The organism is Candidatus Nitrosopumilus sp. bin_32a (genome assembly GCF_054095935.1).
Genome location: NZ_JBSWSN010000004.1, coordinates 124,827 through 144,235 on the forward strand (window position 1 = coordinate 124,827; position 19,409 = coordinate 144,235).

Annotated in this window: 21 protein-coding genes and 1 pseudogene; 8 read left to right on the forward strand and 14 right to left on the reverse strand. The window is 33.8% G+C overall.

What is annotated here, in order from left to right; genetic code table 11:
* Nucleotide 1: 1 nt before the first annotated feature.
* Nucleotides 2-1,699 (reverse strand): biosynthetic-type acetolactate synthase large subunit, encoded by a 1,698-nt coding sequence (ilvB, locus tag ACW9XH_RS04575; RefSeq protein ID WP_457759467.1) that lies wholly within the window; start codon nt 1,697-1,699, stop codon nt 2-4.
* A gap of 222 nt (nt 1,700-1,921) precedes the next feature.
* Between ilvB and ACW9XH_RS04580 the strand changes: the two genes are divergently transcribed.
* Nucleotides 1,922-2,326, forward strand: a complete 405-nt coding sequence (locus tag ACW9XH_RS04580; protein WP_457759468.1) for a YybH family protein — start codon at nt 1,922-1,924, stop codon at nt 2,324-2,326.
* Nucleotides 2,327-2,329: 3 nt separating this feature from the next.
* Here the strand turns inward: ACW9XH_RS04580 and lsrF are convergent.
* The 3 genes and pseudogenes from lsrF to ACW9XH_RS04595 form a co-directional block, all read right to left on the reverse strand.
* Nucleotides 2,330-3,319, reverse strand: a pseudogene (lsrF, locus tag ACW9XH_RS04585) (3-hydroxy-5-phosphonooxypentane-2,4-dione thiolase); the annotation flags it as partial.
* Between the two features lie 39 nt (nt 3,320-3,358).
* Nucleotides 3,359-4,387 carry a zinc-dependent dehydrogenase gene (locus ACW9XH_RS04590; RefSeq protein ID WP_457759469.1) on the reverse strand — a complete coding sequence of 343 codons (1,029 nt, stop codon included), beginning with the start codon at nt 4,385-4,387 and terminating at the stop codon, nt 3,359-3,361.
* A 20-nt stretch (nt 4,388-4,407) separates the two neighbouring features.
* Nucleotides 4,408-4,701, reverse strand: coding sequence for a V-type ATP synthase subunit F (locus tag ACW9XH_RS04595; protein WP_457759470.1), 294 nt, complete (start codon nt 4,699-4,701; stop codon nt 4,408-4,410).
* Between the two features lie 88 nt (nt 4,702-4,789).
* On the opposite strand from ACW9XH_RS04595, the gene ACW9XH_RS04600 reads away from it, so the two are divergent.
* A complete protein-coding gene (locus tag ACW9XH_RS04600) occupies nt 4,790-5,089 on the forward strand; it encodes a hypothetical protein (protein WP_457759471.1) in 300 nt (99 codons plus the stop codon).
* 2 nt (nt 5,090-5,091) lie between these two features.
* On the opposite strand, the gene ACW9XH_RS04605 is transcribed toward ACW9XH_RS04600, so the two are convergent.
* Together ACW9XH_RS04605 and ACW9XH_RS04610 are read right to left on the reverse strand one after the other, a co-directional pair.
* Nucleotides 5,092-5,343: a hypothetical protein gene (locus ACW9XH_RS04605; RefSeq protein ID WP_457759472.1), complete on the reverse strand. Its 252-nt coding sequence runs from the start codon at nt 5,341-5,343 to the stop codon at nt 5,092-5,094.
* Between the two features lie 48 nt (nt 5,344-5,391).
* A complete protein-coding gene (locus tag ACW9XH_RS04610) occupies nt 5,392-5,694 on the reverse strand; it encodes a hypothetical protein (RefSeq protein ID WP_457759473.1) in 303 nt (100 codons plus the stop codon).
* 34 nt (nt 5,695-5,728) lie between these two features.
* Between ACW9XH_RS04610 and ACW9XH_RS04615 the strand changes: the two genes are divergently transcribed.
* Nucleotides 5,729-6,478 carry a metallophosphoesterase gene (locus ACW9XH_RS04615; RefSeq protein WP_457759474.1) on the forward strand — a complete coding sequence of 250 codons (750 nt, stop codon included), beginning with the start codon at nt 5,729-5,731 and terminating at the stop codon, nt 6,476-6,478.
* Here ACW9XH_RS04615 and ACW9XH_RS04620 read toward each other — a convergent pair.
* From ACW9XH_RS04620 to ACW9XH_RS04645, 6 genes are all read right to left on the reverse strand, one after another.
* Nucleotides 6,475-6,927, reverse strand: coding sequence for a hypothetical protein (locus ACW9XH_RS04620; protein WP_457759475.1), 453 nt, complete (start codon nt 6,925-6,927; stop codon nt 6,475-6,477). The two genes, ACW9XH_RS04615 and ACW9XH_RS04620, sit on opposite strands and share 4 nt — an antisense overlap.
* A gap of 38 nt (nt 6,928-6,965) precedes the next feature.
* Nucleotides 6,966-10,208 carry a carbamoyl-phosphate synthase (glutamine-hydrolyzing) large subunit gene (carB, locus tag ACW9XH_RS04625; protein ID WP_457759476.1) on the reverse strand — a complete coding sequence of 1,081 codons (3,243 nt, stop codon included), beginning with the start codon at nt 10,206-10,208 and terminating at the stop codon, nt 6,966-6,968.
* Complete coding sequence (carA, locus tag ACW9XH_RS04630; protein ID WP_457759489.1) at nt 10,195-11,310, reverse strand: glutamine-hydrolyzing carbamoyl-phosphate synthase small subunit; 1,116 nt, start codon at nt 11,308-11,310, stop codon at nt 10,195-10,197. The genes carB and carA overlap by 14 nt, the downstream gene beginning before the upstream one ends.
* Nucleotides 11,311-11,443: 133 nt before the next feature.
* A complete protein-coding gene (locus ACW9XH_RS04635) occupies nt 11,444-12,637 on the reverse strand; it encodes an AAA family ATPase (protein WP_457759477.1) in 1,194 nt (397 codons plus the stop codon).
* Between the two features lie 8 nt (nt 12,638-12,645).
* On the reverse strand, nt 12,646-13,131 hold the full coding sequence (locus ACW9XH_RS04640; RefSeq protein WP_457759478.1) for a hypothetical protein: 486 nt from the start codon (nt 13,129-13,131) through the stop codon (nt 12,646-12,648).
* A gap of 1 nt (nt 13,132) precedes the next feature.
* The gene (locus ACW9XH_RS04645; RefSeq protein ID WP_457759479.1) at nt 13,133-13,696 is read right to left on the reverse strand and encodes a hypothetical protein; all 564 of its coding nucleotides are present in this window, start codon (nt 13,694-13,696) and stop codon (nt 13,133-13,135) included.
* A gap of 159 nt (nt 13,697-13,855) precedes the next feature.
* Between ACW9XH_RS04645 and ACW9XH_RS04650 the strand changes: the two genes are divergently transcribed.
* On the forward strand, nt 13,856-15,016 hold the full coding sequence (locus ACW9XH_RS04650) for a TrmB family transcriptional regulator (protein WP_457759480.1): 1,161 nt from the start codon (nt 13,856-13,858) through the stop codon (nt 15,014-15,016).
* Between the two features lie 6 nt (nt 15,017-15,022).
* Here ACW9XH_RS04650 and ACW9XH_RS04655 read toward each other — a convergent pair whose 3' ends face one another.
* Complete coding sequence (locus ACW9XH_RS04655; protein WP_457759481.1) at nt 15,023-15,178, reverse strand: hypothetical protein; 156 nt, start codon at nt 15,176-15,178, stop codon at nt 15,023-15,025.
* Nucleotides 15,179-15,438: 260 nt separating this feature from the next.
* On the opposite strand from ACW9XH_RS04655, the gene ACW9XH_RS04660 reads away from it, so the two are divergent.
* The 4 genes from ACW9XH_RS04660 to ACW9XH_RS04675 all read left to right on the forward strand — a co-directional run bounded on the left by ACW9XH_RS04660 (nt 15,439) and on the right by ACW9XH_RS04675 (nt 18,179).
* Nucleotides 15,439-16,044, forward strand: coding sequence for a hypothetical protein (locus ACW9XH_RS04660; protein WP_457759482.1), 606 nt, complete (start codon nt 15,439-15,441; stop codon nt 16,042-16,044).
* Between the two features lie 183 nt (nt 16,045-16,227).
* The gene (locus ACW9XH_RS04665) at nt 16,228-16,683 is read left to right on the forward strand and encodes a RidA family protein (protein WP_457759490.1); all 456 of its coding nucleotides are present in this window, start codon (nt 16,228-16,230) and stop codon (nt 16,681-16,683) included.
* 288 nt (nt 16,684-16,971) lie between these two features.
* Nucleotides 16,972-17,787: a PEFG-CTERM sorting domain-containing protein gene (locus ACW9XH_RS04670; protein ID WP_457759483.1), complete on the forward strand. Its 816-nt coding sequence runs from the start codon at nt 16,972-16,974 to the stop codon at nt 17,785-17,787.
* Between the two features lie 23 nt (nt 17,788-17,810).
* Nucleotides 17,811-18,179: a PPOX class F420-dependent oxidoreductase gene (locus ACW9XH_RS04675; protein WP_457759484.1), complete on the forward strand. Its 369-nt coding sequence runs from the start codon at nt 17,811-17,813 to the stop codon at nt 18,177-18,179.
* Nucleotides 18,180-18,297: 118 nt separating this feature from the next.
* On the opposite strand, the gene ACW9XH_RS04680 is transcribed toward ACW9XH_RS04675, so the two are convergent.
* A partial coding sequence (locus tag ACW9XH_RS04680; protein WP_457759485.1) for a DHHA1 domain-containing protein occupies nt 18,298-19,409 on the reverse strand: 1,112 nt, incomplete at its 5' end.

The following is a 19,409-nucleotide window of genomic DNA, read 5'->3' on the forward strand; positions in this document are numbered from 1 at the left end:
ACTAAGAAGGCAAGATCATATCCGCAAGCGAAGTTCCAGGAGCTACAAATGGCAATACGTCTTCTTCAGGATCAATCGGGATATCAATTACGGTTGCAACGTCACTGCCTATTGCAGTTCTAATTGCTTTGTCAAGTTCATCCATAGATTGCGCTCTAATTCCCTGAGCACCATAAGACTCTGCAAGTTTAACATAATCAGGACAGCTTTTTTGATCTACACCAATCATTCGTCTATCATAGAAAGTTCTCTGCCATTGGGCCACCATCCCTAATGTAGAATTATTTAAAATAAATACAATTACAGGAATGTCTTCCAATACGGCAGTTGCAAGTGAGTTTTCAGTCATTGCAAAACTCCCATCACCTGCAATATCTACAACTGGAACATCAGGTCTTGCGACTTTGGCACCAATTGCGGCAGGAAATCCCCAACCCATAGTACCAAGCCCTGTTGAACTAAAGAAAGTGCCAGGTTGAATTACATCATAAAATAATGACGCCCACATTTGATGTTGTCCCACTTCTGTAGTTACAACAGATTCTTTTGGTAACACTTCACGAAGTTTACGTAAAATTTTAGCAGCACCCATTTCACCTGGATGAAGCTTCAAGTTTTCTTTCCAGTATGATTTAGTCTCTTTGACATGTTTGACCCAAGGAGTCTCATCTGTTTTTTTGATGGCTCGCTGTAAAAGTAATTTTACCATTACTCTAAGATTTACTTTAACATCTCCAATCACAGCAATTTGTGCAGTTTGATTCTTACCAATTTCTGCAGGATCAACATCCATGTGAATAATTTTCAATCTCTTCTCAAATGCCTCAAATGTTCCAACAGATCTATCAGAGAAACGAGTTCCAATTGCCAATACACAGTCAGCTTCTGACATCATTTTGTTTGCCTCCGCATGTCCGTGCATTCCAATTGGACCCAAGGACAAAGGATGATTTTCAGGGAATGCACCCTTGCCTTTGAAAGTGGTAACCACAGGAAGCATAAGAGTTTCAGCAATAGATTGTAATTCAGCAAATGCTGATGAGATAATTGTTCCACCACCAGCTAAAATGATTGGTTTTTCAGCATGAAGTAACATATCAATTGCTTTTTCAACATTAACAATATCAGGATCTGCCCAAGGATGATATCCTCTAATTTTAAATTCATCTGGGAAATTCATCTCTGCCTCATTTTGTTGCACATCTTTTGGAATGTCAATTAACACAGGTCCTGGCCTTCCAGATTCTGCAATGAAAAATCCTTTCTTTACAACTTCTGGAATTTCACCAGCTGTTCTTGGTTGAAAAGCATATTTGACAACAGGGTTCGCCATTCCAATAATATCACTTTCTTGAAATGCATCTTTGCCAATCATGGCAACAGGTACTTGTCCAGTTACTGCAATCATTGGTGAAGAATCAGCTTGCGCGGTTGCAATTCCAGTCAAAATGTTAGTAGCACCAGGCCCAGATGTTGCAAAACAAACCCCAGGCTTTCTACTAACTCTACCAAAACCATCAGCCATATGAGCTGCGGATTGCTCATGCCTTGCCAAAATATGTCTAATATCACATCGAGCAAACTCATCATACATTGGAAGATTTGCACCCCCCGGTAATCCAAATACTTGTTTGACGCCTTCTTTTTCCATAGCCGTCATCAAGGCCTTTGCACCAGTCATAGTTTCCATTTTATTCATCAAATTTCTCTCCATAATTTTAAGTTAGTAAATTTTTGGTATACTATAGTAGAATAACATACAATTCTTTGCCAAATATTTCAGTTAATTTTGTGCTCATATTGAAATCATAAAAATAATCAATGAATAATTAATAAAGATTCTCTGAAAAATAATCGTTATTTTATGTTATTTGATACAGAAGACTTAAACTGATATTTTCTATATTTGGAATGGACTGTTTTGAGCGATAATGAAGAGATAATCAAAGTCATAGAAACATTGTTTCAAGCAGGAATAACAAAGGATCTAACATCACTCAGAGATATTCATCTCAATGATCCTAAATTTTCTAGTTTCAGTGATTTACCACCATATGATCTTAAAGATTATCAAAACACCATAGAATTGGAGGAACTAAAATTCATCAGTATTTCAGATTATTCTTATGAAATAAAAAATCCAAAAATTAGTTTATTTGGAGATACAGCAATTGTTGCTTTAGAATTAATTCAAAAAGGAATGTTAGTGGATACTAAAGCATACACCGGAGAACACATGGTAATTAATGGACGTGCAACATTTGTACTAGTAAAACAACCAACATGGAAAATTGCACATATCCATCTATCAAAAATTAATGGTTGAGTTTTATTTGTTAGCAGGATTAGGATTGTGTGGTTTGTTTTGATTAGGGTTGTTTGGTTTGTTTGATTTCTTTTGATTAGGGTTGTTTGGTTTGTTTGATTTCTTTTGATTAGGGTTGTTTGGTTTGTTTGATTTCTTTTGATTAGGGTTGTTTGGTTTGTTTGATTTCTTTTGATTAGGGTTGTTTGGTTTCTTTTTTGGCTCCTCGCTAACTAGTTTTTGATATAGTTTGAAAGCTTGCTCAACATTTTGATTGTTATGAACAATTGCACGTACTGCTCTAATCATAGAAACTGGATGTTCAGATTGCCAAATGTTTCGGCCCATGTCAACACCTACGGCTCCACCTTTGATTGCATTGTATGTTAATTGTAATGCATCACGCTCAGGGATCTTCTTTCCACCTGCAACGATGATTGGAACAGGACATGATTGAACAACTTTTTCAAAATTATCACAGTAGTAAGTTTTGACAATATGTGCTCCTTGCTCAGCAGCTACTCGACATGCTAATGAAAGATATCGAGCATCCTTACCAAGTTCTTTTCCAACTGCAGTAACTGCCAATACAGGCAATCCATATTTTTCGGCTTCACTGACTAGTTTTCCAAGATTTACAATGGTTTGATATTCATATTTTGAACCAACAAAAATAGACATTGCAAGTGCACTAGCATTTAGTCTAATTGCATCTTCAATGGATACTGTAATATCTTCCTGAGATAAATCCTCACCAATAATACTTGAACCTCCAGAGACTCGTAACACCATAGGAGTATCAGTGGTTGCAGGAACTGATGATCTTTGAACACCTCTTGTGACCATTAAAGAGTCACAATATTTCAAAAGTGGCGCAATTACTTTTTTTGGGTTCTCTAATTTTTCAGTTGGACCAAGAAAGTATCCATGGTCTACTGCCAGCATCAGTGCACGGTTATTTTGTGGTTTAATTATACTAGAAATTCGATTTCGTAATCCCCAATCCATATTTCTTCGATTTTGAAAGAATGAAAATCCCTTCTTAAGCCTTTCTCATTTTGTAATGATTATCTTCATTGCATTTTCACCAGTACGTGCATGATCAAATGCTTTCTGAGTATCAGAAATAGAGTAAGTGTGAGTGATTAATTGTTTAACATCAATTTGAGATGACTCAATTAGATGTAATGCTTCTTTAGTATCTGAATCAGATGCAGCATAACTTGTAACTAGAGTAATCTCTTTGGAGTAAATTACACCCATATCCAAATCTAATTTTGCACCCTTTGATGGAACACCAAACATCATCACAGTGCCACCTTTTCGAACCATATCTATTGCATCCTCTAGTGCTTTGAGGCTACTTGTAGCGACTATCGCAACATCCACTCCCCGTCCGTCAGTGCCATCCAAAATCTTTTGTTTTCTATCATCATTTGTAGAATTAATCGAATCAGTAATGTTGAATTTTTTTGCAAAATCTAATCTAAAATCATTGACGTCAAAACAGAAAATTTTTGAGAATTTTTTAGCAAGAGCCAACATCACATGCATCATCCCAGTAGGACCCACTCCAAAGATTGCAGTCGAATCACCTTCACGGTAAGGAAATTTAGTCCATGCTCTAACACAACATGCCAAGGGTTCAATCATTGCAGCTTCCTCATAACTAAGAGAATCAGAAATTTTCAAGACACCGCCATGAGAAACATTCCATGCAGGAACAACATATTCTTCAGACAACCCACAAGGTGAAAGATTTGTTTCATAATATTTTTGACACATTGTTTCATTTCCATGATTACACAAATGACAATCATAGCATGGAACATGATGATGTGTAAACACTCTATCATTTTTTTTGAATTCAGTTACATCTGGGCCAACATCTAAAACAATTCCAGAAGGTTCATGACCTAAACGCATTGATGGTTGACCATATTGGCCAAATACTTTTTCCAAATCAGAGCCACAAATGCCACATGCCTGCATTTGCACTAAAATATCACCAGACTCCAACCGAGGTTTTTCTGTTTCATCTACAGAGATTACGGATGGTTCTTTAACAGATGCAGTCTTCATAGTAAAACATTAGAATTAGATCATACACCGAGAATTTTCTTTAACATAACTCTATAATCAATCTCAGTTTTTTCACTACCAGTTGCAGGCAATGCAAATACAAGGGTTGATTTTTCAGATCGTAATGCAGTTAATTCATCATCAATAGATTCTGTAATATCATCACTGACTAAAATTAGACCAACATCAGAATCATTAGTTAATGTCTTAATTTCATTAAGAGCTTTTTGAGGATCTTCAGATATTTTTCCTGGGATTCCAGCCAATTGGAAACTAGTTACAAAGGATTTGCTACCAACAGTAAAGATTTTCACAGTTGAGATTTTTGTCCGTTCTAATTTAACCCTTTTTGGACGGATAAGATCAGGAAAGGTTGATTTAGTTTGAAAAACTAGTGAATTCATGGCAGAAATTGATACTCAAAAAGAGGTCTATCTGTTCCTGCACGGAAGGATGGATCTTAACGAAAAAGCAACAAATGCACTTACTGCAAAAGGATTTGCAGCAGATAAAGTCATCATGGCATTACCAACCAAAGTTGGAAAAGTAGGCGATTACATGGCAATGTTATGGATGCCTCCAAACCCAGATCACATCAAGATTCAACAAATTACCAAAGTTGAAGAAGTAAAACCAGAAGGAATGGTCGGTCTATGGAAAGGAGTTTCAAAAGACGATATCGACACTATACCGTTAGAGTAGGTCTAGCTAAATCCAGCACTAAACTCATTACCTTTTTCTAAAACACCACTAGAATCAGTATTTTTCAATTTTCTATAAAGTAATGCTTCATAAACCATCTGCAACGCATCCTCATCATTAAGATCACAATCTTCTTTAATGTGATTTTTGTATTTTTCTAATTTAGCAACATCTTGCTCATCTGGTGAAAGATCATCATGAACCATAAGATTTGCAATTTTTTCTATTTCAGAATTTTGTTGGTCGTCATCCATAATATTAGAAAGAATTTCTAGTTATTAATAAGTTCGAATAACTGATAGTTACAAATCAGAAACTAATCCTCTAAGAAAATCAGAAAATTCATCATCAGAAAAAATTATTTCTTCAACTTTATTCTGACTCCTAGCAAGATGTGCAGATTCAAGATGGTAGCAAGTCATCCTCCCATTTAATTTACCAAAATAGAATCCAAGACAAGAACAGTAGTTACTATCAGGATCAATCCAATGCTCTTCACCTTTTCCAACTACAGTCCAAATTTTACGATGTGTGGGTTCAAAAATATGTAATTTTACACGTTTTTCAGAAACGATTGATTGCAGTCGATCTGAATCTTTGTTCATAACGGTTTAATCAGATATCTACAGTATAACTTTGATGTTACAAACAAGAATCATTCCATCAAAACCTGTATTAATTTTAGAAGGAGAAAAAAAGAACCTCATAGTTACAGATATCCACATAGGGTTTGAAAGCAGCATGGCATCAAATGAAATTTTCATAGGTAAAAATTCAACAATCAATGAATCAATTCAAGAATTATCAGACATCATAGATTTAGAAAAACCAGATTCTGTAATTTTATTAGGAGACATTAAATCCAGTATCAAAAACATAGCAAGAAATGAATGGGATGAAGTTCCTTTATTTTTTAAAAAGATTAGAGAAAAATGCGATGTAATATTAATTCCAGGAAATCATGATGCAAACATTCAGAGACTAGTTCCAGATAACATCACAATGATCAGTTCAACAGGAATGGTTGAAGAAAATGTTTTGTTAACACATGGACATACCATGCCTTCGGAAAACTTTTCACACATAGATAAAATAATCATGGGGCATTTGCATCCAGTTTTTTTCCAAGAAAATTCCATAATGAATGGTCAAAGAGTATGGGTATCAATAAAGACAGACAAGGAAAACATCTTTCCAAACAAAACAGGTGAAATTGAAATAACCATAATTCCATCATTTAACAAATACTTTTACGCAACACACAGAAAACAATACAAAAAATCTATTTCTCCAATAATCAATAAGATAAATAAAATATCCAAAGCAAAAATAATTACACTGGATGGGACAATTATTGGAAATGAATCAAACATCAACCAAGTGATTTAGTCAATTTTTGTTACTAGTGTTCCCTTCATAGCACAATTTGGACATCGTTGAGATTTTGCCCATGTTTTGATAGATTCAGAATATGTAACGCGCGTTTCATAAAAATAGCCACAATTTTGACACAGTACATTAGACGAATAACTATTCTTATTCCAATCATCGTTAGGGTCACGAGTAAATTTAGAAATCAAGTCACGGCCTTTTTCAGATATACGATAAAGTGTAAGATCATGGAATCCAGGTGTATCATCAAAAGGGATCCTCTGCACTAATCCATTCTCATCTAGAAAAACCAAAATATCTTTGAGTTTGAATTCTGCAATCTTTATTTTTACAAAATTTTTCTTTACATTATTTTTTAAATGAATAAAACGTATTCCATCAGAATCAAATTTATCAATTTTACTTAGAACTTCATCAAGTTCAGCATCAGGAAATTTTTTTGCCATGCTAGTTTATAGAATACTGAGGTTTATGTTTTTCATAATTAATCATACTTGTCATAAGGCTCAATTGGATCTTTTGTTGTTTTGTTAGTTCTCAACCATTCCAAGGTTTTTACAAAAGAATCAGCCAATTCTATAGTAGTCAAGACAGGAATTCCCAACTCGAGAGATTTTCGTCTTATTTGATATTCATCATCAAGCATTCCAACATATTTTTCTAAAGTAGAAGTACTTGGAATATTTATGATAAAATCAATTTTTCGTTCATATAATAAATCAGAAATATTTGGTTTTCGTTCAGGTTCGGAAATTTTATGGACAATTTCTATCTGACCAATTTTTTCTTCAAAAAATTCTGCAGTGTGTTCTGTTGCCAAAATTTTAAATCCCAATTGTTTTAATTTTGCAATTGTTGAAACTAGTTTTTCTTTATTTTGTGCACCGCCTACAGTGACAAGTGCTGAGCCTTTGTCTGGGAGATTATAACCTACAGAAGTCAATCCTTTTGATAATGCATCATAGAAGCTATTTCCAAAGCATGCAGCTTCACCAGTAGATTGCATTTCAACGCCCAATGTGATATCAGCCCCCTCTAATTGCATAAAGGAGAATTGTGGAACTTTGATTCCATAGTTTTGGATTTTTTGCCATTTATTTTCAGGGATTTTAGGCAGAGGTTTATCCAAAATAGCCTTGGCAGCAAGAGAAATTAGGTTTGTTTTGACTAATTTAGATACAAACGGCATGGAACGTGACGCTCGAATGTTTAGTTCTATCACATAAACATGATCATCGTGAATTAAAAATTGTAAATTGAATGGTCCTTTTACATTAAATGTTAGAGCAATTTTTTTTGAATATTCATTAATCGTATCAATAGTTTTGTTACTTAGACGCCATGGTGGGATAACCATCATAGCATCTCCAGAGTGAACACCTGCACTGTCAATATGTTCAACAATTGCACCAATGACAACTTCCTTACCATTACTTATTCCATCTACATCAACTTCAAGGGAGTTTAACATGAATTTAGAAATAACTACAGGATGATCAGGAGATACATCTGTTGCTTCTTTGACATATGTTTTTAGTTCTTCTTGAGACCAAACAACTTTCATTGCAGCACCAGACAAAACATATGAAGGTCTCACAATTACTGGAAATTCAACTTCCTGAGCAAAAGATTTTGCTTCATTAAGATTTGAAAATGCTTGCCATCGTGGTTGTTGAATGTGAAGTTTATCAAGTTCTGCACTAAATTTAGAACGGTCTTCTGCTCTATCAACATCTTGCGCACTTGTGCCCAAAATATTCACACCATGTTGTGCAAGACCTAGAGTCAAGTTATTTGCAGTTTGGCCCCCAACACAGGTAATGATTCCTTTTGGATGTTCGAATTCGGTAATGTCTAAAATTCTTTCTTGAGTCAATTCCTCAAAATACAACCGTGTACAAATATCATAATCAGTTGAAACTGTTTCAGGATTGCAATTCACCACTGAAACACTCTTCTCTCCATTTTCTTGAAGGCCCCAAACCATGTTAACAGTTCCCCAGTCAAATTCAACACTGCTTCCAATTCTATAAGGCCCTGCACCAAGTACGATAATTCCATTTTCATCCTGAGGGATTACAATGTCATCAGAGTGGCCGCCATATGTCAAATACAAATAATTTGTAACTGCAGGCCATTCTGCTGCAAGCGTATCAATTTGTTTTACTGAAGGAATGACGCCTAATTTCTTTCTCAAATCACGAATTTCATCAGGAGTTCTGTCCTTTGCACGTGCAATTTGTTTATCTGAAAAACCTGTTTTTTTGGCTTCCCACATAAGAGATTCATCAAGTTCTGATTCCTTTAGTTTCTCTTCAACACGTACAATGTTCTTTATTTTTTCAATAAACCAAGGATCAACTGTAGAAAGTTTGTAAATACGTTCAACTGAAATTCCCATCTTCAATGCAATTGCAACATGGTAAAGGATATGATCATCATGATGAGATAATTTGTATTCGATTTCTTCTTCAGTATATTTAATTCCGTTTGTACGATTCAAAACTAATCCATCATTTCCGATGTCTAGCATTCGAATTGCTTTTTGAAAAGACTCCTCAAAAGTTCTACCAATTGCCATTACCTCTCCAACAGATTTCATTGTAGGACCCAGCCTTCGATTCACCAGTTCAAATTTATCAAAATCCCACCTAGGATGTTTACATACAATGTAATCCAATGACGGTTCAAAACATGCAGTAGTATTTTTTGTAATTCTATTTACTAGTTCAGATAAATTATAACCCAATCCAATTTTTGCAGACATGTATGCTAACGGATAGCCAGTAGCTTTGCTTGCCAAAGCTGATGAACGAGAAAGTCTAGGATTAATTTCAATTGCAACATATTTGTCTGAATCAGGATCAAGCGCATATTGAATGTTGCATTCACCAACAATTCCCACATGTTTTGTTGCACGTAGTGCTGCAGAACGCAACATATGGTATTCATGATTATCAATTGTTTGCGAGGGGGCAACTACGATGTTATCACCAGTGTGCGCCTTCATGGAAAGTACGTTTTCCATATTACAAACAATGACATTATTTCCATCATAATCTTGCATTACCTCATATTCGATTTGTTTCCAATGTCCAATGTATTCTTCAACTAGTACTTGGCCAACAAGACTTGCTTTGAGACCTCGCTCAACAATTTCATGTAATTCAATTTCATTGTAGGCAACACCACCACCTCTTCCTCCAAGCGTATATGCAACACGAATAATCACAGGATAGGCAAGTTCTTCTGCTGCCTTTTTTGCATCTTCAAAATTAGTTACAGTTTTACTTTTTAGAACAGGTACGTTTGATTCATTCATAGAATCTTTGAAAAGTTGCCTATCTTCGGTTTTTTTGATACCTGCTATCTGAGTCCCAAGTACATTTACACCATATTTTTTCAATATTCCAGATTCATCCAAATTTACTCCACAGTTTAGTGCAGTTTGGCCGCCATATGCCAGCATTATTCCATCGGGGCGCTCTTTTTCAATAATTGATTCTACATACTCTGCATTTACTGGAAGTAGATACACTTGATCTGCAAATCTAGTATCAGTTTGAATGGTGGCAATGTTTGGATTAATTAAGACACTGTTAATTCCATCTTCATGTATTGCTTTGAGACATTGGCTTCCAGAATAATCAAATTCGCCAGCTTCGCCAATTTTAATTGCACCACTTCCCAACACAAGAATTTTCTTCAAGGATTCATTTTTTGGCAATTATTTGTTTCTCCATTAGTTTTTTGAGCTCTTCAAAGACGAACTTGCAATCAAAAGGACCAGGTGCAGCTTCAGGATGAAACTGTACTGCAATGCAATTTTGTTTTTTGTGTTTTATTCCTTCAACTGTTTTATCATCTGCATTTGTAAACCATAATTTAAAATCAGATTTTTCTATAGATTCAGGAGTGATCCCGTATCCATGATTTTGACTTGTAACATACACTTGATTGTTTTCTAAATTAATACAAGGTTTATTTTGACCGCGATGCCCATACTTTAATTTGTAAGTTTCTGTATTTCCTGCAATACCAATAATTTGAGCACCCAAACAAATCCCCAAAGTAGGAATATTGTTTTCAATTAATTTTTTTGCAGTATCAATTGTATTAGGACATTTTTGGGGATCACCTGGACCGCTGCTCAATATAACACCGTCAGGATTGTAAGACATTATTTTTTCATAAGAAGTATCCCATGGAACTAAAATTGCTTTGTATCCAAGTTCACGAACATTTCTAAGAATTGCATTTTTTGCACCGGTATCTATTACAACAACGGATTTTTTTTCATTGCCGTAGATGTGTTCTTCTTTTGTAGAAACCACATCCATAAATTGCTCAGAATCATAATGCTTTGTAGATTTTAGTTGTTTTTTAACAGATTCGACATCTATCTCAGTATCAGAAACTACCAAGGCAGCCATCATTACGCCGCTATTTCGAAGTTTTTTTGTCAATTCACGAGTATCAATGCCAGAAATACCAGGCACCTCTTCATTGTTCATCCATTCATCCAAAGTCATAGCAAGATTCCAATGACTTGCAGTTAATGATAATTCGTGAACAACCAGGCCGCGAATTTGTATTTTATCAGATTCAAAGAATTTTGAAATTCCATCTTCATCAAGGACAGATGGATCTGGAATTCCATAATTCCCAACAAGAGGGTAAGTTAATGTTAGAATTTGCCCGTTATACGAAGGATCAGTTAACGCCTCAGTGTATCCGACCATCCCAGTATTGAAAACGATTTCTCCAAAAACAGTTGTAGAATAACCAAAACCTTGACCATCAAGAACAGTACCATCATCAAAAATCAGTTTTCCAAACTTGTTTGCGTGGTTTGATTTCTTTGTAGTAATTGTGACCCTCGTAAAGTCCGAGTTATTGTGAATTTAAGTTTTGTGCGTGAATAAAATTCAAAAAAACTGATCGCAGGATAAGAACAAACAATCAGAGTGCTTGGAACTCTTCGCTCCATTTGTGATAAGCACGAATCATTTCAAGGGATACACTAGGTTTTCTTCTCTCCATAATATTTTTGAAATCAGCTGTTGTGAGTTCTCTTGGTTGTATTGGAGTCTCACCTTCAACTGGTTCATGATAATCAGGGGCATTGAAAATTTCATGTACTGTCTTTATCTGGGCAGCCTGGCATACATCTTTGATATCACTTGCACTGTATCCATCAAATAATTTTGCCAACTCAGTATTGTTTACTCTATAGTTTTTACTCAAAGGAGCAGTGTATTGTTCAAATAGATTCTGTCTTGCTTCTTGAGTAGGCAAGGACACATAAATTCTCTTTTGGAATCTCCTAAGGAAAGGCCAATCAAGACTCCAGGGTTTGTTTGTTGCACCAATTACATATAACATCAATTGTTTTCCTTTTCCATTAACTCCATCCATTTCTGTTAAAAATTGATTTTTAGTTCTAACCTCTCCACCAACTTCGCTACTTCTAGATCCCAACAAAGAGTCTACCTCATCTACGAACAAAATAACAGGCTTGCCTTCTTTTTCAGCATACTGTCTTGCCATAGTAAATAATTTTGAAACATTCTTTTCTGCTTCTCCAAGCCATTTACTCATCATAGATGATGCATCTACATTAATGAAATAACCATCCATCTCATTTGCAGTAGCTGCTGCAAGCATTGTTTTACCTGTACCTGGTGGACCGTAAAGCAACATGCCTTTTGGCCATCCAAGAGGGAATAAATCAGGTCTTTTAGTAGGATATACAATAGATTCACGTAATGCACTTTTAGCATCGTCTAAACCAATTACTTGATCCCAAGTAACATCAGGTTTTTCTTTCATGATTAATTCTTCAAAATCATTTTCGTTTTCTTGCCTCTGAACAGATTTCTTTTGATCATCTGCAGATGCCTTTGGGTCAACAGCAGGTTCAACACCGTGAGCTTGTTGTAACGCACCAATTCTGTTATGGTAAGAGTTACATCGATCTTTGTAAATTTGATTCAGCTTACTGTTAGGGTAAAGTTGTAATAATTTCACTAGCACATCTATGGCTTGCTGATATTGAGTAATTGCCATTCCACGTGCACCTTGGGAATCAAATTTGATGGCTTCAGAAGCATATTTGCTTGCTGTGTTTTCTAATTCTTGTGGGGCTAAACTCATTCTAATACCTACGCAGTTTCCTCTAGAGAATTTTGTTGGTATTCTACGGTGTTAATCTCTGTCACAAAATTGGTTAAATTAATTGGACTTGTTTCGTGTTCATTATAGTCAGGCCCGTCAAGATATTTTTTTTTAAAATCAGATTCATCTGAAATGTGAGTATGCATGTCTTTGACTTTGTTAATAGAATCTTCAGCTGAAATTATCAATTCAGATACTTCATCATCTAAATCTTCAAGAGAACTGGCAGTTTCAGTAATTATCGAGGTGAAATACCTGAGAATTGAACGTATTTCTTTTTTATCCTCATATTTACACATCATAAAATCAGCAATTCCAACAATTTTATCTAAATCTTGTAATTCTTCCAAAGTGAGTTTATCAATTTTTGAATCCCCAGGGGATTTTACTTCAGATATTTTTTTGTCAATTTTTAAAGAAATAGACCTAATACGTTCAATATCTTTTGAAAAATCTCGTTTTTGGTTTAGCATGTCAAGTATTGCATAATTTTAAAAAATCAAGATTAGGATACTGCTTACTTAATTTAGAGTCCGCCATCAATTTTACTTCATTAAGTTTAGAGGCGGATTCATAATTAGAGTGACTAAAATCAAATCTGGCTGTAGTTAGGGCAGCTGAATCTATCACTATACTTCCCAAGTGAACGGATATCTCAGATAATTTTTGACTGCAATTAGGAATAATATCAAATAATTGTGCACTGACAGTTCTAATCATAGGGATTGTGAAAGGAAGAACTTCAGGTATGCTGCTGATGTTAGAAATTTTACCCATATTCTTTTTGATATAAAGTAAAATTTCTAAAGAAAACACTACAAGGTGTTCTAATTTTAATGCATTAATTTGAAATTTATCTAAATCATCAGAATCATTAATCAGATCTTGGTTGGATTTTTTTAATTGGATTTGTTTATCAAAGAGAACGTCAATGATGTCATCCAGTAGATTGACAGAATATTCCAATCTAGGAACAAGAGTTACAGAATGAGAGATATTTTCAATGTCTATTGAATCGATACTGCATTTTACCAACATACCAAACTGTACTTTTAGATTTTGTATTTGAGGACGATGTATCAAATAATTTAGTAACCACAGTTACACATGCCAGTAGATACAATTTTGATTTTTTTTGAGTATTTGTGTAAAGGAATTTAGCTCTCAATTTTACCTAATAACAAATCAAGGATAATCATGGTAAATGAGCATGTTTTAACAGTGAGTTTGGAAGAATTTGGGTTAAGCAAGTATGAAGCACAGGCGTATGTCTCATTAATTGCAAAAGGCACCATTTCAGCAGGTGATCTTGCTTATTATTCAGAGATTCCAAGAACAAAAATTTATCCAACATTATTAAAATTAGAAAATAAAAAACTGGTCATTATTTCAAAAAGTAAACCAATCATGTGTACAGCAATTGCTCCAGAAGATGCTTTTGATGGAATAATTCATGAGCAAATCAATAAGGTAAATGCAATGAATGCGTTAATTTCTAATTTAAAAAAAGCAAGTGAAGAAAGTAGAAAATCACGAGGCTCAGAAGAAAAAAGATATTTCCATCTAAGTGCAAACAACGTATTATCACAACTACAAATCATGATTGAAGGTTCAAAATCATCAATCAAAATCATGACAGATCAGTGGGGTTTTGGATTATTGGCCGAATGTAAAGAGCAATTATTATCAGTATTACGTAGAAATCTAGATGTCAAAATACTAGTATCACCATCTCAAATTTGTTCAGAATCATTTAGAGTGATTCCAGACGGAGTGGAAATTAGAGCATCAGACATTACACAGAACTGTTTCCTTTTTGATGAAACCGAATTGTTAATGATAAATAATGACAATGGAAAAGGTGCTATTTTTTCATCTACAGACATTTTAGGAATAAATCAAGAAAAAATATTTTCAAACATTTGGAAAAATGCAGTAAAGACCAAAGCTTTGGCAGACATGACAAAAACGGAAGCACAGGAGATTTACAAAATTATTAAGATTGTTAACGAAGCAGGATTACTCTATTTACTAAATTCTTCAATGGTGTCTAAAAAACCAGAAGCAGATATGCTAAAACTTTTGGAGAAGAATGGAATTTCTTTAAAATCAAAAACATTGGATGATGTAATTGAAATCATTGATGCAGTAATGCAAATTACATGTTCAGGCCATGTTAATTTTGAGGCAAACACCAAAAATATCACAGTAGAATCAAAATTAAACAGTGGTCATTCGTTGCCATGGGTATCAATTTTAGACGGATGTCTTCAAAAGCAAGGATACAAAACACGGACTGTGTATCAAAACAATTCAAACAGAGGTGAAAAAGTCCTCATTAAAATAAGTAAAAATTAGAAAAAATTATTCTGAGGATTTTGCAGTATTGAATTTTTTTTGAGATTCCTTATAGGCAATATACGAAATAAAATCAGAGGTACTTTGGAAAGGAGTATTTCCTCTGAGATTTTTCTCAATGAATATAGATACAGTGTTTGCTAATTTTTCACTATCAGTCATCTTTGTATTCTTGCTGAATTAGTTCAATAGTCTTAGAATCAAATTTTGCAAAGCATTTGTTTAATTCTTCCTCATCTAATTCTTCATCATGAAATAGCATGTACAATTTGTAATTAGAAATCAGATATTCATTACATTAGTAGGTAAGAAACATGTACAAAATACTCAGTTTTCACACCCCCAAAGTCACCAATGGGCTCGCATGAGACACAAAATTTCATGGTCACCACCAATAAATAATTCCAATTAAAAGATAGATCATGCAAATGATTTCAATTGATTATATTTTAGAATGTATGAATGATGAAAAAAATTATTTTGGAGATTTATGGAAAACTTGCTTGAATAATAAAAAAAGGTTCAACAGATCTAAACTAAAAGAAATTCTAAAAAAAATGGAATTGTTAGGACATATTAAGAAACATGGGTACAAAGACGATGCATATTATGTAAAATATTATCACTACTCCCCAGAAGAAAATATTGGTTTTGTAAACAACATTATGTTTACATATGAATCTAAAATAAAGTCAGCAATAAAGAATTTAGAGAATAAAAAAATATTTTTAGACATATCAAAAGATCTCACTTCACGTAAATTTAGCAAATATACAAAAAAAGATTATGAGTCGTTGCTAATTAGCATGTTAGGTATGTTTGAATTGGCATCATCAATTCTATGGACAAAGGAAAATAGTGAAGATGACAGATTAAAAAAAGAGTTGATGAAATGCTTTAAGCAAATTAACGAGTTTATGGATGAGATGAATCAGAAATTACTTGAAGGTAGAAAAACAGAGGAGCGAATATTGTTACAAAGAGAATTTACAAGTAAAATTCCAAAAGCAGGGCATCTTAAAATCTAAAATAAATTACCTAGTGTCACTAGAGACACCCATTAGATCCTCATCATAGAATGTCTCCAGTGACAATTAATATCAAATTTTCCACATATACAATATCTTCTAATTAGTTTGAATCTTAAAAGAAAATATCAATTAATTCCATTTCTAAATACTAAAATCAGCCTAAAATCAAGCATCATAATTGTGATTGAAGAAAAACTTGAATCAATAGGAATCAAACTTCCAAATCCACCTACACCTGCTGGATCATATGTACCTGTGGTAAGAACAGGTAATTTGTTATTTATCTCAGGTCAAATTCCAATGGAAGACGGAAAGGTGATTTTTACAGGAAAGGTTTCAGATGACAATATAGAGACTGCCCAAAAATCTGCAAGAATGTGTGCAATTAACATTCTTGCACAGATAAAAAGAGAATTAGGAAGTTTGGATAAGATTACAAAAATCATAAAACTTTCAGGATTTGTAAATTCAATGCCAGATTTTACACAGCATCCCAAAGTCATCAATCCAGCATCAGATTTACTCTTTGAAATATTTGGAGAAAAAGGGAAACATTCCAGAGTGGCAGTAGGGGTATCTTGTCTACCACTAGATTCAATGACTGAAATAGATGCAATCGTAGAGTTTTCAGAATAACCAATTTGAAAATTATCCCAAACAGATTTTAAAAAAATGATTCATAGTACAAACGTGTCATGGATTATGCGATCATCTAAAATCCACATCATTTACAAATTATTTATGATGCAAAATTAGGCAAAAATGCTGCTTACTTTGTGCATTGCTTTTCTTTACTGAAGAAAATTACAGACAGATTAGGAAAATCCCAAGAGAGAAAGAAGACAGATAAGAAAATTCAAGATTAAGAAGATTACTGTTAATTTATTGAAACAGTTCATATACAGTTATGATTGAGGGATAGAAATGCTAAAGATTTCAGTGTTCATGTTAATCATAATTTCGATGGCATCTACTCCAATATTTGCTGAATCAACTTTAGAATTACAAGTATCATCTGAAGAAATTAATGCCTTAGACTCAATATGGATTTCAGGTAAAATAACAGATGTATCTGAATTCAAACCAGTGAAACTACGAATTATTGGTCCAGATGGAGCACTGGTTTTTGCCCCACAGTTAGCAATTGGGGATAATGGAGAATTTAAAAAATTGCTAAACCCTCCAATACCAAGTTTCAAAGCAGGTACATATCTAATTACAGCAAATCATGAAGATTTAGAAATGACAGCATCAACTCAATTTACAGTCATAGCCCAATCAATTCCAAGAAACATAATTCCTGAATCAACACAAGAAAAAATAATTGAAGAAAAAACTCCAAGGACATTGAGTGGGATTTCTATGACTGCGGATGCAATAAATGGTTCAGATGTAATCACAATTACTGGAAACACAAGTTTTAGAGACTCCGATATCACATTAATTGTAAAGTCTCCTACAGGAAACTTGATAACCATAGCCCAAGTAACCCCTGGAATTTACGGAGATTTTGAAATAGAGATCAAGACAGGAGGTCAAATGTGGAAAGAGGATGGGATGTATACAATTACTGCAAATCAAGGAGTAATCTCAGAACATAAAGAATCAATTCAAGTTGAAATCAAAGATGGAGTAGTAGTTCCTGAATTTGGAGTCATTGCATCACTTGTTTTACTGATATCAATAATATCCATCATCATAGCATCAAAATCAAAACTCGCGATACAACCTAGATATTAATTCAAGAATACAACAAAACAAACATGTTCAGTATAAAGGATATAAAATCTCAAAAATACATTTCACTTGAAACTTATCGAAAAAACAATCAACCAGTAAAAACAGCAGTTTGGTTTGTAATTAAAGATGATTTAGTTTATGTCGTCACCAGAGAGCAAACAGGTAAAGTCAAACGTCTTAGGAATAATTTACAAGTAAAATTTGCACCATGTACAATAAGGGGCAAAGTTACAGGAGAATGGATTTCAGGTACTGCAAAAATATTATCAGGGCAAGAAATCAAAGACGCAGTGAAAATGAGAGATAAAAAATATGGATTCATGGCAAAGATTGCAAAATTTGCTAGTAGAAACAAAGGAGACTTTTTTGCATTTACAATATCGCAATCATAGGAATTAATCTAATAAGATCTGCCATCGTAGAAAACAAATGAATGGTTTTTGATAGATTTTATCTTAATTTGTAAACAGATGATCTTGTAAACTATTTTAAAAAATTACAAAAAGTCGATTACTTTATTTTTTTATTTAATTCAGTGATGAATTGTTTAATTTTTGGTTTTGGAACAACTGCACCACATGCTTTATCATGCCCACCACCAGATCCACCAAGACTAGTTGCTAAAAGATTTACAATTTTACCCAAGTGAACCTTGCAGTTCTTTGAACCTCTAACTGAAACAGCATAAATTCCATGGTCAACACGTTCTTTGTATGCAACACCAACATCTTTTCCAGATAATCCCATTACAAAATTAACTGCACCGCTAGCACCAGCATCTAGAATTTCCATATAGCCAAGATTAGGCATTGTTTTCATTCCCACCTTTACTTTAGCAATCATTTGAGATAATTTCTCAACTTGAATTTGTGCAAATTCATATGTGTTTGGAATATCATGAGGGAATTTAGATTCTGCTAATTCTTCAACCAAATATTGCAAATAATCAGGTTCTCTTTGATGTCCAACAATATTGTATGTCATTACTGTTGCACTAATCAAAGCAAATTGCCTATCATAAATTTGAAGTAATTTTGAACCGATGGGTCTATCTTCCATGTAATCTGTAATAGCAGCACATGTTGCAACAAAAGAAGCATGATCATTTAATTTTGATTTGTAGGAATTGTATACTTGAACAGTCGTACATTCATTGATATCATGAATAACTTTAACCTTAATTTTTTCCAAGGCTTTTACAACTGCAGGATCAATATCATGATGGTCAATGTAAGTAACTGAAACTTTATTTTTTCTCAATCTTGTCATAATATCAATAAATTCATCTTGAGTTTTTTTACTCAAGCCCAAATCACATATGAATAACGATTTTAATTTTTCATCTAAAACAACTTGATTTAATGCCTCCATCTGTCCAGGGTAATCTACAAGAATTGCATCGCCGCCAAACGCTTGACGAATAAGAGCTGCAGAACTAATTCCATCACAATCTTCTTTATGAGAAATACAAATTACTTTAGTTCGCTTTGGTGTTGTTACTTTTTTAGCTGCTGTTTTTTTGGTTACTTTTTTAGCTGCTGTTTTTTTGGTTACTTTTTTAGCTGCTGTTTTTTTGGTTACTTTTTTAGCTGCTGTTTTTTTGGTTACTTTTTTAGCTGCTG

Bases quoted from the DNA above. Each gene is read 5' to 3' on its own strand.
- ilvB (WP_457759467.1), bottom strand. From the start codon at position 1,699: ATGAATAAAATGGAAACTATGACTGGTGCAAAGGCCTTGATGACGGCT.
- ACW9XH_RS04590 (WP_457759469.1), bottom strand. From the start codon at position 4,387: ATGAAGACTGCATCTGTTAAAGAACCATCCGTAATCTCTGTAGATGAA.
- ACW9XH_RS04600 (WP_457759471.1), top strand. From the start codon at position 4,790: ATGGCAGAAATTGATACTCAAAAAGAGGTCTATCTGTTCCTGCACGGA.
- ACW9XH_RS04605 (WP_457759472.1), bottom strand. From the start codon at position 5,343: ATGGATGACGACCAACAAAATTCTGAAATAGAAAAAATTGCAAATCTT.
- ACW9XH_RS04610 (WP_457759473.1), bottom strand. From the start codon at position 5,694: ATGAACAAAGATTCAGATCGACTGCAATCAATCGTTTCTGAAAAACGT.
- ACW9XH_RS04615 (WP_457759474.1), top strand. From the start codon at position 5,729: ATGTTACAAACAAGAATCATTCCATCAAAACCTGTATTAATTTTAGAA.
- ACW9XH_RS04620 (WP_457759475.1), bottom strand. From the start codon at position 6,927: ATGGCAAAAAAATTTCCTGATGCTGAACTTGATGAAGTTCTAAGTAAA.
- ACW9XH_RS04635 (WP_457759477.1), bottom strand. From the start codon at position 12,637: ATGAGTTTAGCCCCACAAGAATTAGAAAACACAGCAAGCAAATATGCT.
- ACW9XH_RS04640 (WP_457759478.1), bottom strand. From the start codon at position 13,131: ATGCTAAACCAAAAACGAGATTTTTCAAAAGATATTGAACGTATTAGG.
- ACW9XH_RS04645 (WP_457759479.1), bottom strand. From the start codon at position 13,696: ATGTTGGTAAAATGCAGTATCGATTCAATAGACATTGAAAATATCTCT.
- ACW9XH_RS04650 (WP_457759480.1), top strand. From the start codon at position 13,856: ATGGTAAATGAGCATGTTTTAACAGTGAGTTTGGAAGAATTTGGGTTA.
- ACW9XH_RS04655 (WP_457759481.1), bottom strand. From the start codon at position 15,178: ATGACTGATAGTGAAAAATTAGCAAACACTGTATCTATATTCATTGAG.
- ACW9XH_RS04660 (WP_457759482.1), top strand. From the start codon at position 15,439: ATGCAAATGATTTCAATTGATTATATTTTAGAATGTATGAATGATGAA.
- ACW9XH_RS04670 (WP_457759483.1), top strand. From the start codon at position 16,972: ATGCTAAAGATTTCAGTGTTCATGTTAATCATAATTTCGATGGCATCT.
- ACW9XH_RS04675 (WP_457759484.1), top strand. From the start codon at position 17,811: ATGTTCAGTATAAAGGATATAAAATCTCAAAAATACATTTCACTTGAA.